At 53.0% G+C, this 15,555-nt stretch carries 18 protein-coding genes; 6 read left to right on the forward strand and 12 right to left on the reverse strand.

All coding sequences use genetic code 11. The features are described from left to right. Positions 1–39: 39 nt before the first annotated feature. Positions 40–414 carry a DUF1491 family protein gene (locus tag IE073_RS10810; RefSeq protein WP_189585549.1) on the forward strand — a complete coding sequence of 125 codons (375 nt, stop codon included), beginning with the start codon at positions 40–42 and terminating at the stop codon, positions 412–414. On the opposite strand, the gene IE073_RS10815 is transcribed toward IE073_RS10810, so the two are convergent. The 3 genes from IE073_RS10815 to IE073_RS10825 form a co-directional block, all read right to left on the reverse strand. Further along, positions 359–1,753 (reverse strand): MATE family efflux transporter, encoded by a 1,395-nt coding sequence (locus IE073_RS10815; protein ID WP_189585551.1) that lies wholly within the window; start codon positions 1,751–1,753, stop codon positions 359–361. The genes IE073_RS10810 and IE073_RS10815 overlap by 56 nt on opposite strands. A gap of 63 nt (positions 1,754–1,816) precedes the next feature. Next, positions 1,817–2,806 carry a Gfo/Idh/MocA family protein gene (locus IE073_RS10820; RefSeq protein WP_189585553.1) on the reverse strand — a complete coding sequence of 330 codons (990 nt, stop codon included), beginning with the start codon at positions 2,804–2,806 and terminating at the stop codon, positions 1,817–1,819. Next, complete coding sequence (locus tag IE073_RS10825) at positions 2,803–3,753, reverse strand: ABC transporter ATP-binding protein (protein WP_189585555.1); 951 nt, start codon at positions 3,751–3,753, stop codon at positions 2,803–2,805. The genes IE073_RS10820 and IE073_RS10825 overlap by 4 nt, the downstream gene beginning before the upstream one ends. A 94-nt stretch (positions 3,754–3,847) precedes the next feature. Between IE073_RS10825 and IE073_RS10830 the strand changes: the two genes are divergently transcribed. The 3 genes from IE073_RS10830 to IE073_RS10840 all read left to right on the forward strand — a co-directional run bounded on the left by IE073_RS10830 (position 3,848) and on the right by IE073_RS10840 (position 6,274). Beyond that, complete coding sequence (locus tag IE073_RS10830) at positions 3,848–4,051, forward strand: zinc-finger domain-containing protein (protein WP_189585557.1); 204 nt, start codon at positions 3,848–3,850, stop codon at positions 4,049–4,051. A 161-nt stretch (positions 4,052–4,212) separates the two neighbouring features. Further along, a complete protein-coding gene (gene panD, locus IE073_RS10835; protein ID WP_189585559.1) occupies positions 4,213–4,575 on the forward strand; it encodes an aspartate 1-decarboxylase in 363 nt (120 codons plus the stop codon). 718 nt (positions 4,576–5,293) lie between these two features. Next, positions 5,294–6,274, forward strand: coding sequence for a DUF3137 domain-containing protein (locus IE073_RS10840; RefSeq protein WP_189585562.1), 981 nt, complete (start codon positions 5,294–5,296; stop codon positions 6,272–6,274). Between the two features lie 144 nt (positions 6,275–6,418). Here the strand turns inward: IE073_RS10840 and IE073_RS10845 are convergent, their stop codons facing one another. The 9 genes from IE073_RS10845 to IE073_RS10885 all read right to left on the reverse strand — a co-directional run bounded on the left by IE073_RS10845 (position 6,419) and on the right by IE073_RS10885 (position 14,244). Further along, a complete protein-coding gene (locus IE073_RS10845; RefSeq protein ID WP_189585564.1) occupies positions 6,419–7,249 on the reverse strand; it encodes an enoyl-ACP reductase FabI in 831 nt (276 codons plus the stop codon). Between the two features lie 105 nt (positions 7,250–7,354). Further along, the gene (locus tag IE073_RS10850) at positions 7,355–8,164 is read right to left on the reverse strand and encodes a MipA/OmpV family protein (protein ID WP_189585566.1); all 810 of its coding nucleotides are present in this window, start codon (positions 8,162–8,164) and stop codon (positions 7,355–7,357) included. Positions 8,165–8,233: 69 nt separating this feature from the next. Next, positions 8,234–9,448, reverse strand: coding sequence for a beta-ketoacyl-ACP synthase I (fabB, locus tag IE073_RS10855; protein ID WP_189585568.1), 1,215 nt, complete (start codon positions 9,446–9,448; stop codon positions 8,234–8,236). A 2-nt stretch (positions 9,449–9,450) separates the two neighbouring features. Further along, the gene (fabA, locus tag IE073_RS10860) at positions 9,451–9,981 is read right to left on the reverse strand and encodes a bifunctional 3-hydroxydecanoyl-ACP dehydratase/trans-2-decenoyl-ACP isomerase (RefSeq protein WP_189585570.1); all 531 of its coding nucleotides are present in this window, start codon (positions 9,979–9,981) and stop codon (positions 9,451–9,453) included. A gap of 70 nt (positions 9,982–10,051) precedes the next feature. Beyond that, on the reverse strand, positions 10,052–10,612 hold the full coding sequence (locus IE073_RS10865; RefSeq protein WP_189585572.1) for a tetratricopeptide repeat protein: 561 nt from the start codon (positions 10,610–10,612) through the stop codon (positions 10,052–10,054). Positions 10,613–10,692: 80 nt separating this feature from the next. After that, entirely contained in the window at positions 10,693–11,307 is a 615-nt protein-coding gene (locus tag IE073_RS10870) for an HAD-IA family hydrolase (RefSeq protein ID WP_189585575.1), read from the reverse strand. A gap of 400 nt (positions 11,308–11,707) precedes the next feature. Beyond that, on the reverse strand, positions 11,708–12,580 hold the full coding sequence (hemF, locus tag IE073_RS10875; RefSeq protein ID WP_189585578.1) for an oxygen-dependent coproporphyrinogen oxidase: 873 nt from the start codon (positions 12,578–12,580) through the stop codon (positions 11,708–11,710). Positions 12,581–12,597: 17 nt separating this feature from the next. Further along, positions 12,598–13,773 (reverse strand): DUF2891 domain-containing protein, encoded by a 1,176-nt coding sequence (locus IE073_RS10880; RefSeq protein ID WP_189585581.1) that lies wholly within the window; start codon positions 13,771–13,773, stop codon positions 12,598–12,600. 9 nt (positions 13,774–13,782) lie between these two features. Next, complete coding sequence (locus tag IE073_RS10885) at positions 13,783–14,244, reverse strand: tRNA (cytidine(34)-2'-O)-methyltransferase (RefSeq protein WP_189585584.1); 462 nt, start codon at positions 14,242–14,244, stop codon at positions 13,783–13,785. An 80-nt stretch (positions 14,245–14,324) separates the two neighbouring features. Here IE073_RS10885 and petA (IE073_RS10890) point away from each other — a divergent pair, with 80 nt between their 5' ends. After that, a complete protein-coding gene (petA, locus tag IE073_RS10890; RefSeq protein ID WP_189585586.1) occupies positions 14,325–14,876 on the forward strand; it encodes a ubiquinol-cytochrome c reductase iron-sulfur subunit in 552 nt (183 codons plus the stop codon). A gap of 137 nt (positions 14,877–15,013) precedes the next feature. Further along, on the forward strand, positions 15,014–15,553 hold the full coding sequence (gene petA / locus IE073_RS10895) for a ubiquinol-cytochrome c reductase iron-sulfur subunit (RefSeq protein WP_189585590.1): 540 nt from the start codon (positions 15,014–15,016) through the stop codon (positions 15,551–15,553). The last annotated feature ends 2 nt before the right edge of the window (positions 15,554–15,555 follow it).

A 15,555-nucleotide genomic window follows, 5' to 3' on the forward strand; every position in this document is an offset into this window, starting at 1 on the left:
AGATTATTCTCTTATCTGGTGAAATCTAAGGACGAGACGATGACCCCGCGCCTCAAAACAAATATTCGCGTCTCCGCACATCTTCGGCGTGCGCAGGGTGCAGGGGCTTTTGCGGCTGTACTCCGACGCGGCGACCCAGACGCGGGTGCATTCTGGGTCATTCTGCGCCAAGGGCAAGATCTATTCCGCTTCACAGAACAGATGGGCATGAGTGGGGAACGAGAGTGGTATCGCGATGGTCCATTCGAGGAATCCGAGATGTCTTTGAAAACGAATAAGGCGGTGGATCGCGATCCTGACTTGTGGATCGTTGAAATCGAAGACCCGCAAGGTCGCCCATTTTTGGATGGAGAGTTGACTAAGTGTGAGACGGCCGCCGAATCTGCAGCCAAAGCCTTATTCCGAGGCCGATAAAGGCTGCAATGAGCCCTGCCATCAAGCCGTACCAAATTCCTTTGGCTCCGATGTCGGTGTGGAGCGCGGTATAATAAGCCACGGGGAAACCGATCATCCAATAGCTTATTCCCGTAATGATCATCGGCCATTTCACGTCGGCAAGGCCGCGGAGAAGTTGGTTGCAGGCAACTTGGACTGCGTCAAAAAACATGAAACCCGCCGCCAGTGGCAGGAAAATAACGACATACTCAAAGACAGGCCGCGTATCGACAGCGTCCATGTTGAAATAAAACGCGGCCACAATTTCGGGGACGAAGGCCACCGGCACCGCGAAAATACCAATCGCCAAGACGGAGGCCAGAATCGTAGTCGTTGCGGCGCGGCGTTCAGCGCCATTGTTCCCTGCGCCTCGAGCCAACCCAATTCTGACCGCTCCCGCCATAGCCAGGCCATAGGGCATCATAAAGGCGGTGGAGGCTGCGTTCAGGGCGATTTGAAATCCCGCCTGCTCAATCACGCCAACCGCACCTGCGATCAGGACGCCTGCATTAAATAACATGCCTTCGAATGTGACCGTGACGGAAATCGGCCAACCCAGACGCAGCAGATCCCGCATGCGGTCCCAATCTGGGTGCCAGAGATTAGAGAACAGATCGAAACTCCGCGCTTTGGAGTCCCATTTGATATATGTAACGAAAGCGAAAAAGCTGTAGATACAGGCGATGGATGACGCAATTCCGGCCCCAATAAGGCCCAGCGCTGGTGCGCCCAGATTGCCAAAAATCAGCACCCAATTGAGCAGCACATTCACCAGCGCAGAACTGGCCACGAGCAAGAAGGGCACGATTGTCCGCTCAATACTGGCGAGAAAATTACGTAACGACATGACGGCCAAGGTAAAAGGCAAGCCTGGGGCTAAGACCAAAACATAGCTTTGCGCGAGCGCGGCGACTTCAGGGTCCTGACCCGCAAAAATCATGATGGGCTCGGTCAGCAGAAGGAGGCCGATGATCAGCGGCATCATCAAAAAACAGGCCCAAACCGACATACGAACCGTGCGGCGCACGTCTTTGCGTTCGCCGCTATGTCGACCGAGCGCCTGAGATACGAGCGGTGTTACCGCCGAAATAGGTCCGTTGGCCAACATCCAGAGCAAGAAATACAGCACAGAGCCAATGGCCGCCGCCGCGATCTCCGTTGGGCCAATGCGTCCGATCATCAATGTGTCGGCAATATATGGCGAAAATTGCACGAGCTGCGCCAGCGCCATTGGAATACCAATGGTCAATAATGCACGCATCTCGCCGCCCCAGGTTTCGGGCAGGATCGCTTTCATCGATGTCGATTTATCGGACATGGTCCGCAGCTATAGAGACAGTGACGGCCGTGCAAGCCGTGTTTCGTAAATCACGCGTGCCGTCTATTGCGTCAAGATGGAATCGATAGCGCGCAGTGTTGCCACAGCGTCGGCACCGCCTGTTAGCGGTTTTGCGTCGCCTTGCATCACGTTAATCACGTGATCTAATTGATAAGCATAGGTCGAACGCTTGTAGGCGTCGGGACTATTGTGAAGGGTCTTCAGCGACTTTTCGCCGTCAATGACCGTCGCAATCTCAAAACCCAAATGCGGATTCCAACGATAGGGATGAACAGGTCGCGACAGGCGCGCCGTGCCATGGGTGCCGATAATATCGATGTGGTTCTCATAGATTGCACCCGTCGACATGTCGCATTCGATAAACCCAGCAATGCCGTTGAAATCAAGTTCCGCGACACTGGCGACCGCGACGTCATGGTCGTCTTCGAAATGGTTTTCTGCGGTGATCAGCGTCGGCTCGCATCCTAAAAGTGTGCGCAGCGCATGAAGCGGGTAGCACCCTAAATCCATCAACGCGCCACCGCCTAAATCTTTGCGATAGCGCAGCTCGCCGTCACGATTTGGAATGTGGACGTTAAACACGCCACGAACTTCCTCTATTTCGCCTAATTTCCCAGATTTCACGAGCGTTTCAAACTCTAAGAAGGCAGGATGAAACCGATAATGGAAGGCTTCGATCAGGACCGTGCCTGCGTCTCGTGCGGCCTCTACCATGCGGGCGGCTTCCGCTGCATCCATCGCAAACGGCTTTTCGCATAGGACGGCTTTCCCATGCTGAGCGGCCAAAATGCTGAGCTCGCAATGGCGATTGGGCGGCAAGGCATTATAGATTAAATCAATATCATCGCGTGCGATCAACGCTTCGTAAGAGGTCTCGACATGGGGGATATTATGTTCTGTTGCATAGGCGTGCCCACGCGCGGCGTCGCGGCATGCGACCGCTTGGATAACGCAGTCATTACGGTCTGCAGCGGGTTGGATAACGGCTTGAGGCGCAATCCTAGAGGCGCCAAGAAGTCCAATGCGGATCATGTATCCCCCGCATACGTCAGCGCCATAAAGACATCTTCTAGGTCGGCTTCCTCTGTGCGCAGATCAGAGATGGAGACGCCTGCATCTTTCACGCGGTTGAGCATGTCCGTGACGGAATCCGTGCCACTGCGATATTCGATGACGATTTGTCCGTCTGGCGCGAGGCTGGCGTTCAGGTCTGACAGGGAGGCGGGCAGAGCTGTCAGGGGGTCCATCGGTGAAATGCGCAGCACCTTCTTATCCAACCGCGAGAGCAATGTCGTTTTCGGCTCATTGGCGACGATGGTCCCATTGTGAATAATGGCAATTTGATCGCAGAGCGCTTCGGCCTCTTCCAGATAATGCGTCGTCAGAATAATCGTTGTCCCCGCCGCGTGAAGCTTCTCAACATAGGCCCAAAGCTGGCGGCGCAGTTCAATATCGACACCCGCTGTCGGCTCATCCAAAATCAAAACGGGCGGATTATGCACGAGGGCTTTGGCGATCAATAACCGCCGCTTCATCCCGCCCGAAAGCTGCCGCACATAGGCGTCGCGTTTATCTGCTAAACCTAGCGCTTCGAGAATTTCCATACTGCGGCGCTCGGATTTCGGTACGCCGTAATAGCCCGCTTGCAGTTCCAGCGCTTGATAGGGTGTGAAGAACACATCCATCGCGATCTCCTGCGGCACAATCCCGATAGAGGCGCGCGCATGGCGAGTCTGCGTCGTAATATCATAGCCGCAGATCTTGGCGGTCCCCTCGGTTTTATTGACGAGGCCGGCCAGAATATTGATCATCGTCGACTTGCCCGCACCATTGGGGCCGAGCAAGCCAAAGATGGAGCCACGCGGAATGACGAGGTCGACGCCATGCAGCGCCGTCTTGGCTGGCGCTTTCTTTGACGCGGCATAGGTCTTTTTCAGTCCTATAATTTCGATTGCAGGTGATGTTGATTGTGTGTTCATATTGACCCGAGCTTTAGACGTGGCCTAAACGCCAGTGCAAGCTGTAAACGCCCAAAATTTACGACTCTATAGACGACATGTAAGGACGCCTCCCATGGAAACAGGTCAAACGCCGCAAACCGCCCACGATGATGTTGTGATCGTACCGTCGACACGCGTGATGTGCGAAGGCTCTGGCGGCGCGCTGGGACATCCGCGTACCTATCTGGATATGGGCGATGACACGTCCGTGACCTGCAAATATTGCGATCGTGTGTTCAAGCTCGATCCAAATGCAGTGCCAGGTGGCCACCACTAACCAACCCGCTTTCTGAACGGCAGTTAAATGCCGCGCAGAGCAGGGTTCCGAAAACGCGGCTTCACCTTTGGAACGCCGCTAACCATTCCTATGTATAAGACGCAGGGAACAGTTCTCTGCACGGGTACCCCACGATTACGGGCGATTAAAAAGAGACGACTATGATGCTGACCATGATGAAGGGTAAAATCCACCGCGCTGTGGTGACCCAAGCGGACATGCATTATGAAGGCTCGATCTCCGTTGATAAGGACTTGCTGGATAAAGCGGGCATTCTTGAAAATGAGCAGGTTGATATCTTGAACATCACCAATGGTGAGCGTTTCACGACTTATGCGATCAACGCGCCGCGCGGATCGAAAGTCTTTGGTCTAAACGGTGCAGCCGCCCGCCGCGTGCAAATTGGCGATAAAGTCATCATCATTGCTTATTGCCAAATGGACGCAAAAAAAGCGGCCAAATATGAGCCGAAAGTTGTCTTGCTGGACGATAATAACGAAGAGATCATCAAGCCTAAACATTAGGCTCGCGCAGGCGCACAGGAATAGCGCAAGCGAACACGCCCGAACTGTTTCGCGGTTCGGCGGCACACCGCAATTGACCTGCCGTGGGGGTGGCGAGTGTCTCGCGCCTCGGAACCGCCGTCTTAACTGACCCGGGTTCCTGTATCTTTTACTTTGGAAAAATGCCCCGAAGGTCGGGATGTTCGCGTGGGTATTCTAGGGCCCGGCGGAACCGGATAAGCTAATTTGGTTTTCGGCCCCAGAGGGACCCACGCGACGACGCCTTTTTCCTGGTGCAATTCTGTTTATTCGGAATCGAAAATTGGGCCAAGGCTGCCCATTTTTCGATGGTTCTATTTTTTGTGAAAACAGAAATGCACTTTGTCAATGTGCACATGACCGCCCGTTGAAAGAAGACCATCTTAAAATGCCATGCAAATGAGGGGGCGGGGATGCATCTCCCAAACTAATTCTTAAGTTGCTGAAAAGATTGCAATCTATGAAATGGATCCATGCGTTTAAAAGAGGAATGATTGCGCAATACATCACGGTTTTTCGATGTAGCGGAGATCCTATGCAGTTTTCATAAGAGGTTCGCATACAATGTGAGCGTCTTAAAGTGCCCAAAATAAGCCGTTGGCAATGTTAATCAAAATGGTCGTTTTTACTCAAATGTGATGCTTCGACGCAAGGTGATAGCTATAAACCAAAATTAAGAGTTCTTATATACGTATTTTGAATGCATCAATTTAATGAACATCATGAAGCGTTCGATGGCTTTAGTCCGTTCTATTTCCAAGTCATTGGCCCAAGGCTAAGGCGGGAAGAAGTCAAAAGAAAAACAATAGTCAGAAACACTTTCTTCAGTGTCGCTATCTCGCCTCTCTTTTTTCTAATTTTCCTTCTTATAGGGTTTTCATTGAAATTGGCTGTAATTTGCTTCGTTATTCAGATGCCCTTCTACGTAGCTTATTGCATTATCTACCATCAACGTCGTTTCGATGTAGAAACGAAAGAGAGTATTCTAGGTGGATTTTGTCGATTTAGGAATTGGACTTATTTCCATGATCAGCGGCTCAAGAAATCCGATCTATTATCTTACGGGTTAACAGATTTCGTCAACCTAGGTTTTGCTCCGAAATATAATTCAGCAACAATTGAAGATCATATTACAGGTAAAATTCACGGAGCCTATTTTCAATTTTTTTATGCCACATTCAGTAGAGCTGATGAGGCTGTGTATGAATTTTGTCCATGGAAATATTGGTTTAAGGGGCAGTTTATTTCCCTAACATTTCCGCAGAAGTTTCAAGGCCAAACAGTCGTGTTTCCGGATAAAGGGGTATTCAATCGACGGAAACGGCGCGGTATGAAACGTATCGGTTTTGCAGATCCGGTTTTTGAAAAAATGTTTGAAGTCTATGGTACGGACCAAGTTGAGGCGCGATATTTGCTCGCCCCCGACTTCATGCAGAGGTTAGTAGATCTGGAACATGCCTTTGATGGGAAATCAATTCGATTTGGATTTGCAGAAAACCAACTTTTGATCGCGATCGAGACCCGTATTAGACTGGGGGTCGGGTCTATGTTCACAAGTTTAGACAAGCCGGAAAGAACGCAGAATGTACTGGATGCTCTCGCTGCGATTTACGATGTCGTCGACGGCGTATCTAAACCGCAAGCGCGTATCTCAGTGACCCCACAGTCGACCGCTGCTTGAAATAGCGAGCGGCTTAAAATCACTTAATAAAAGCCTTTCAACCAAGGCCTGCTTAGGAGCCTAATTGGTCCCCTATCCGAAAATGATGTCTTAGCGCATTGCCGCCACGTGGGCGGCAATGCGAAAGCGTTGGGCGTGAGTTGACTACTCTGCCAAACTTGCGCGAAGCGCATCTTCTTGCGGCATGCCGATGGCGTGGAAACCGCCATCTACGTGATGGGTTTCGCCTGTGCAGGAGAGACCGAGGTCGGAGAGGAGGTAGAGCGCGGCGCCCGCGACGCCTTTGGAATCTGTATTGTCCTGCATGGCGCTGGCGGCTTTGTTGAAGCGGAACATGTGACGGCCAGAGCCGATACCCGCCGCAGCGAGTGTTTTAATCGGACCCGCAGAGATCGCATTGACGCGAATGCCGCGCGGACCAAGGTCAGCCGCCATATAGCGGGTACAAGCTTCAAGCGCGGCTTTGGCGACGCCCATGACGTTGTAGTTCGGGATGACACGTTCGGAACCCAAATAGGTCAGCGTAATCATCGCCCCATCATCATTCATGATGGCGGCGGCGCGGCGGCCTGCGTCGACGAAGCTGTAAGCTGAAATATCGAGCGCAGATTTGAAGCCTGCACGCGTTGTTTGTTCAATGAAGGAACCTGCGAGCTGGTCTTTGCCGGCAAAGGCGATGGCGTGGACGAGGAAGTCGATCTTGCCCCATTTGGCCTCTAACGCTGCAAAGGTGGCGTCCATGTCGTCGTCATTTGTCACGTCGCAATCTAGGAATGTGTCTGCCCCAACGCTTTCGCCCAACGGTTTCACGCGGCGAAGTAATTTGTCGCCCTGATAGGTGAAGGCCAATTCTGCGCCTTGTGCGGCAAGTTGCTGAGCAATGGCCCAAGCAATGGAGTTCTTATTCGCCACGCCCATAATCAGGCCGCGTTTGCCGGCCATCAGGGTTCCAGTTGGGAAGGATTGGTCTGCCATGTGAGGTCTCTTCATTTACCATCGGGAGTATAGCGCTCAAGATAGTCAGTTCAGGCCGTCAAAACCAGTGAAGAGTTTCAACTTCGGAAACTCTTTTTCCCGCCTTTAGAACGTGCGCGCAATGGCGACCGCAGCGGTCAGCCCATTTTTCTTCGGCGCCAGCGGTGTATCGCGCACGTCGCCGATCAGGCGCGAGTAATTGACGATCCCGATCAGCTGAAGATCGTGGCTCAGATCGTAATAGGCTGCCGCGTGCGCGCCCAAGGTCGAGACTTCTGATTTGAAGCCGAGCGCGGTGATATCCGAATTTTCGGGTAAGGCAGCACTGGCCAGCTGCGCATCTGTGATCCCGTAGAGCGAGTCCAGATATCCATCCGAATGATAGGTCGCGCGAACACCGGGCGTGATTTGAAGGGCTTTATCGAACAGGAAGAATTGTGTCGTGACTAACGTATCAACGCGGAAGCCGTCCAAGTCACCCGACAGCGGGACACTGCCCACCACATCAATGGCGGCGACGGGCGTATAGAGACGGGAGGAGAGATTGGCCGAAAAGCCCCCGTCCACGTCGAATGCATCCGAGTTCAACGGGGTATCCGCGCCATCCCGACCGAGCGAGTAATGCACGGACCCGCCGAGGCGGAAGTTCTTATTGCGAATAGCGTAAGCGCCCGCGCCAAGGGCTGCATTGGCGAAGAACCGTCCCTTATATTGGGCGTTGATATAGGGAAGGACCGAAATCTCGCTTTCGCTCGACCCGACGTAAGTCTCCCGAGAAACGGCCGCGACCCCAACATCGGCGAAGGTCAGTTGTTCTGCTTCAGGGATGTCAAAGATCGAATCTTGCGCTGTCGCTGGTAGTGGGGAAACCAAAGCGGCGAAGAGAAATGGAGCGATAAAGGAGAAACGGCGCATAGAACAATCCTGTGTGTTACAGATGTCCTACGCGCCGAACGTTAAAGTGTTGCGTCAATTTAGCGTGAGTTAGACTTTCGCGAAAATGACACTCCCATTTGTGCCGCCGAAGCCGAAGCTATTGGACATGGCTGTTTTGACTTCTGTCTCTACCATTTCATAGGCGATGTTGATCGCTGGGATTTCAGGATCACGCTTGGTCACATTAATTGACGGGGCCACGAAACCACGGTCCATCATCAACAACGTATAGATCGCTTCCTGAACGCCCGCACCGCCGAGGCTGTGTCCTGTCAGACATTTAGTCGCCGAAACATAGGGGCCATCTAGGCCGAAGACGCGTTCAATGGCGTTGGTTTCGGCAATGTCGCCAACGGGTGTGCTGGTCGCATGCGGGTTGATATAGTCCACGGTTTCAAGACCTGCAGTTTCGAGCGCTTGACGCATGGCGCGTTCTGCGCCTTCGCCAGATGGGGCCACCATGTCATAGCCATCGGATGTTGCGGCATAGCCGACAACTTCGGCGTAGATTTTTGCGCCGCGCGCTTTGGCGTGCTCATATTCTTCCAGAACCAACATGCCGGCACCGCCCGCGATAACAAAGCCGTCACGGTTTTCATCAAATGCGCGGCTCGCCTCTTTGGGTGTGTCATTATACTTGCTGCTCATCGCGCCCATAGCGTCGAATAGGGAAGACATGGACCATTCCAGCTCTTCACCACCGCCCGCAAACATGATGTCTTGCTTGCCCCATTGGATTTGCTCGACAGCTGATCCGATGCAGTGCAAAGACGTCGTACACGCGGAAGTAATGGAATAGTTCACGCCAAGAATTTTGTAATGCGTGGCCAAGGTCGCCGACACCGTCGAGGACATCGCTTTTGGCACGGCGAACGGCCCAATGCGTTTGGGGCTGAGGTTCTTACGCGTGATATCGGCCGCGCGCACGATTTCGAGCGATGAGGGACCACCCGAACCCGCGATAATGCCTGTGCGGGGGTGGGAAACCTGATCGTCTTCCAATCCTGCATCTTCGATGGCATTTTTCATCGCAACTGCGGCCCAACCCGCAGCATCACCCATGAAGCGGTAGGACCGCTTTGAGATGATCTCTTTATAATCGCAGTCTGGTCGGCCAGAAATTTGGCTGCGGAAGCCCAGCTCTACCATTTTGTCGTCGCGCTCAATGCCGGAATTCCCAGCTTTGAGATTAGCGGCAACGGTATCGGCATCATTGCCTATGCAAGAGACAATACCCAGTCCGGTAACAACAACACGACGCATAGCTATGCTTTCTCTTCTGTGGATTCAGAGGGGGGAACGAACAGACCCACCCGCAGGTCTTTGGCCTGATAGATCAGCTCGTCATCAGCATACATGCGGCCATCGGCAATGCCGAGGACGAGCTTGCGTCGGATGGAGCGCTTAATATCTATTTCGTAACGGACTTTTTTGATGTCCGGGGTGACTTGGCCTGTAAATTTAATTTCACCTGCCAGTGCGCGACCGCGACCTTGACCACCTGTCCAGCCGAGCCAGAAGCCCACGAGTTGCCACATGGCGTCTAGGCCAAGGCAACCTGGCATAACGGGGTCGCCGATAAAATGGCAGCCAAAGAACCAAAGGTCTGGGTTAACATCAAGTTCTGCGATGATCTGGCCTTTGCCATGTGCGCCGCCTGTATCATCAATTTGGATGATCCGGTCGAGCATAAGCATCGGCGGGGCAGGGAGTTTCGCATTGCCTTCGCCAAAGAGGGATTCTTTGCCGCTGACGATAAGATCATCATAGTCATAAGAAGATTGGATTTTAATCATGAATCGAGGGTCCGTGTAACGTCCCTCGATCATAAACGCTCAGGCTCGCCAAGGCAAAGCGAAATGGGCTTTATCCAGCGGGTTGAACATTATAGCGCGAAATTAGCTCTTGAGCCGGCGCCCAATTGGGTCGAATGGCCAAAGCCTCTTTCAAATCAAAATACGCCCCGCGATAATCTTCTTTCCAATCCAGCGCGATTGCACGGTTATAAAGCGCTTCGGGGCGCTTGGCTAAATCTTCATCTTTCAACGCCGTGTCGAGCGCGGCGAGGGCGCCGTCAAAATCTTTGAGGCGGATGAGGGAGGCGGCCCGATTAATATGGGCTTCAGTCAAATTAGGCTGGATTTGCAGGGCTTTAGCGTAATCCGCTTCGGCCCGAACCTGATCGCCTTTGCGCATGTAAAGTACGCCCCGATTGACGTAAGTCGCGGCTTGGTCCTTGGCAGAAATCGTTTCTTTTAAGGCTTCCGTGCACGTGTGGATCGCTGAAAACGTGCCTTTGTCACCCGAAATGGTGTCATTGTAGCACATGGCGGCTTGACCGTTGCCAAGAACGATAAGTTGAGCTTGTGCAGGCAATGCAAATGCGACGGCGGTGAGGGTGAGAAGGGTGGCGGCGAAACGTGGCATGATAATCTCCCTGCTGATATGTTGCTTTTTCTCATAACATAAATCTAGACGTTCTCCTAATCACGCTCTGTTTCAGGGGCTTAGTCGATCAATCCTAGCTCTCGTAATGTGGGTAAAACGCCCACGGCGCGGTCGACATGATGGGTGGTGATGCCGACGCGTCTGGCGGCCTCAACATTGGCCATTGTGTCGTCAAAGAACCAAACATCTTTCGCCTCGACGCCCATAATTTTTAGAGGCTTGGTATAACAGGCCGCGTCTGGCTTGGCCTCGTTGAGGTGATGGGAGGCGAAATCATGATGGAACGTCTCCGACGTATTGAACATCGTGTTCAGATGCGCCCAATGCAGGGCATTCGTATTGGACAGACACGCGGTCGTGAACCGCGATTTAAGCGTGGCCAATGTCTCTAACGTGTTTGGATAAGGTGCATGAACCCAGCTGTTCCACAGCGCGGCAGGGTCTTTGAAACGCGGGTCTTTTAGGTCCAGATCAAACATATCGACAAGCTCAGCCAGAAAGATAAAGTCTGGTACATGTCCGCGTTCATAGGCGGCAAAGACATCACTATCGGCAAAACGGGCGTTCACCTCGTCGGCGGTGATACCGCAGATTTTCGATAGCTCGATGAGTCCGACCCAAGGGACAATAACGCCACCGAGATCGAACATAAGGACTTTGGGTTTATTGGTCATGATATCGAACTTTTGGAAATTTGAAATTGATCTCGGCAATCGGAGCCACACTTGGGGCAAATGGTATAAATTGAAAGAAGTTTACCATCAGGAGATGGATGAGGGTCATTCAATCCTGATTTTTCATACCTTTCGAATTCCAATAAACTCGCGTAGCAAGTTGGGCAGTCCAAGTTTTTGTATCTACCTAGAACTCGAGCATATATTGGAATGAAGCCGAAGTTAATGAGCAATAAGAATGCCGTAAGCTCCAAGTTGTAATCAGGACCGCGAAAAACCACATCAAAAATGGAGCCAAATGTGGCAATAAGAATTAGTGCGTGGATCGCGAGCAAGGCTAGAAAAACGAACCAGTTTCGATTGTATGATTTGACAAAAGCTGTTTTGTCTTCTTGATTCATCACGGCCACTTACAAACCGGTGGCATGCTGCTCAAAATCGTCTTCACATTCCCGCCTGTCTTCAAACCGAATGTTGTGCCGCGATCCCAGAGGAGGTTGAACTCCACATAGCGGCCACGGGTGATGAGTTGTTCCTCGCGCTCTTCTTCTGTCCATGGCTCATCCATCCGTCCACGGACGATGTCGGCATAGGTTTTGATGAAATGGCGACCGACGTCTTGGGTGAAGGCAAAATCAGCGTCCCAATCGCCACTATTATGACGATCATAGAATATGCCGCCAATGCCGCGCGGTTCGTCGCGATGATGCAAATGAAAATATTCATCGCACCAGTCTTTGAACTTCGGATAATCCGCAACTGCGTGGGCGTCGCAGGCGGCTTTCATACCCGCGTGAAAGGCTTTGGCATCAGGGCTGTCCTGATTGCGATCAACGGCTTGGGTCGGCGTTAGATCACCGCCGCCGCCGAACCAATCTTTGGTCGTCACAATATAACGTGTATTCATATGTACCGCAGGCACGCGCGGATTGACAATATGCGCGATCAAGGAAATGCCTGCTGCCCAAAAGCGCGGGTCTTTATCAGCGCCCGGAACGCGGGCCGCCATTTCTTCGTTAAATTCGCCTTTGACGACACTGATGTGGACACCGCATTTCTCAAACAAACGACCACGCAACATGCCGCCCGTGCCGCCGCCGCCGTCTTCGACTTGGCGTTGCCAATCTTCATAAACGAAGGTGCCCGGTTCACCGGGATAGAGGTCGCTGGGGGCTTCGCGTTCGAGAGCTTCAAACTCTGCGCAAATTTGATCACGCAGGGATTTGAACCAAGCCGCTGCGGTCTCTTTCTTCTGAGCGAAAGGGTCGGTCATGAGGTCTCGTTTTTCTGTTACTGAGTCGCGGCTCTATCTGTCACAAGATAGGTCGCAAAACTCGCAAGCCAATGGCTGCCCGAATAATGTTCGTCTGATACCGATGCGATACCTGAATCACGGTGGATATCCGCTGTCGCGATCAAGCTGGCGCGACGGGCGTCAGTTTCAGGTAGCGCCCGCGCGATGTTGTAAAGGTTCCACGCGCGAGACAGGTTTACGCCGTCGAGATGGACAAGCTTTCCGTCACTTGCGTCTTTAACAATGGCGGGTGGCAACCAGTCCGTTGATCCGTCTGTCGGGATATCAGGCAGGTTTAGGTTGAGCCAAGCCTCATAAGCGTCTGTACCGTCGATCACGCGCCGCATGAGATCAGCGGTCATGAGGCAGGGCGAAAGGAAGTCTTCTCCAGAGGGTTCGTACCCGATGGGGCAATTTGCATCGCCCATGTGAAACTCACTGGCTTTGGCTTTGATCAATGTCGCGAACGCTTCGTCGCCTGCGGTCTCTGCCCAATCCAACATGAGCGTCATGGCGAACGCGCTTTGGTTATGCGTGCCCAGACGGATCGGATAGGCGAGCTTGGGTAACCAGTCTTTGGTCGCCGCGACAATATCAGCCTCTAGGGGTTCTAGGGCCGCGAGCCACCGCTTTGCGTTCGGGTCATCATATTCGCGCAGTTCCGCCGTCAGTTGCAGAACCCAGGCCCAGCCATAGGGGCGTTCCCAGGACCCACGGGCGGCGCGTCGGAAATTCGCCAGCTCGCCCGCAACATTCTCTGGCGTGAGATTTGTGTCGAGTTTGGCGATAGCTTCGTCACGCCACGCCGCGTCTTGATCGCCAACATGCAGCAAGCGAATGAGGAGCCAATGTCCATGCACGGCGCTGTGCCAATCAAAACAGCCGTAAAAAACGGGGAAGAGCTCTCGCGGTGCGCCGATCTCTTCTGCTGTGTCGGTGGTACGAGAGATTTTATTCGGAAACTCCTTTTGCACGCAGTCTAAAGCCAAACGCGAAAAGCGATCTGCGAGCTCTGGCGAAATCTGGCCTGAGAAAGGCGTTAAGGTTGGTGTTGATAAAGACACGTCCAATGACACATCCGAGGGCGCATCCTGTTTCGGCGTTTCGGCTTGGGAGCAAGCGGACAGGGTCAAAGCTGAAGCAATCAGAGTTGGCAGGATAAGATGTTTCATGGGCTGTCTCTAGGGTAACGTCTGGGTCTGTCGCAAGGCTTCGAAGAGCGTCACGGCGACAGAGTTTGACAGATTAAGCGACCGCGCATCCGCCATCATTGGAATCACAACGCGCGCATCCACTGAATCATGCACCTCTTGCGGCACGCCAGAGCCTTCCGCGCCGAAAATCAGCGTGTCGCCGGCCTCAAATTTGAAATCTTGCAAAGGCGTTGCGCCCTTGGTGGTCAGCAGAACGCGGCGGCCAGAGCGAGGCGCGGCCAGATATTCGTCCCAACCCAAAGCGGTTTGCAAACCGCCCGCGACTTTATAATCCATCGCCGCGCGGCGCATGCGTTTGTCGCCCAAGGGAAAGCCGCAAGGTTCGATCAGCGTCAGCCCTGCGCCAAAACACGCGCAGCTCCGCATTACGGCGCCAACGTTCCCGGCGATTTCGGGTTGATATAAAACGACGGTGAGTGGTTTGGACATGCCGCGCGCTTAACCCTCGCAAAGCCGAATTGCAAAATAAGAGGTACCGCAAATCGGAGATATGTTGCTAGGGTTGTAATATGGAAGACCCCAAGCCTGCAAAACCCCGTCGCGACTTCTTATTCATTGCAACGGGGGCCGTTGCCGCGATCGGTGTGGCTGCGGTGGCGAAACCCCTCGTGGGGCAATGGTCACCTGCTGGGGATACTGTTGCCAAATATGGGTTAGATGTTGATCTCTCCAAGTTGCAGGCGGGCGAGCAAATTTTGGTTCATGTTGTCGGGCGGCCCGTCGCGATCCGCTATCGTACGCCTGCCGAAATCGCGGCGGCGCAGGCCGATGATGACGCCGATATGATTGATCCCGCCACGGATAGATCCAGATTGAGGCCCAAGCCCGACGGATCATTTGATCCGCGATTCTTGGTGTTCGTGCCGATCTGTACGCATTTTGGCTGTTTCGTGGTCGGTGAAGCCGGTGATTTTGACGGTTGGTACTGTCCCTGTCACGGCGCACATTTTGATACGTCAGGCCGAGTTCGGAAGCCTCCAGCCCCAACAAATATGGCCATTCCGCCGTATAAATGGGTGTCGGACACGGTGATTAGCATCGCTTATTTAAACCCGTCTTAGGCCTTAACTGCAATCCATCCCCAAATTGCGTCGCATTGCCGCGAAAACCCACTGGCAATACGCGTTCTATCAGTCTAAACACCGCCCCGATTATGAAATTTCGCCTGTTCACAGGCTAACAAGGAGTGGACGCCCGCATGTCCGAAAATCAACCCGAAGACGGCTCCAAGCGCGACTTTATTTTTCTGGCGACAGGAGCTGTAACAGCTGCCGGTGCTGCTGCCGTTGGCTGGCCACTTGTGGCGCAAATGGGCAAGGCTGCTGATACATTGGCGGCTGGATCGATTGAGATCGACCTGTCCAAGGTGGCTGAAGGCCAACAGTTGAAGATGTTATGGCGCGGTAAGCCCGTATTTGTCCGTCACCGGACACCAAAAGAGATCGCCGAGGCCGAGTCAGTTGATATGGCGGACCTCAAAGACCCAGAAACAGATGATGCACGATTGGTCGCAGGGCCAAATGGTGCCGTAGACCCTAAATACCTTGTGATGGTGGGTGTTTGCACTCACTTCGGGTGTGTGCCTGTTGGCGAGCAAGGTGATTATGATGGTTGGTACTGTCCTTGCCACGGTTCGCACTACGATACATCAGGCCGGATCCGTAAGGGTCCAGCACCCACGAATATGGTCATTCCACCATATTCGTTTGTGAACGAAACAGTGATCAAGGTAGGATAGAT

It is taken from the genome of Litorimonas cladophorae, from assembly GCF_014652455.1.
Lineage (GTDB): Bacteria > Pseudomonadota > Alphaproteobacteria > Caulobacterales > Maricaulaceae > Litorimonas > Litorimonas cladophorae.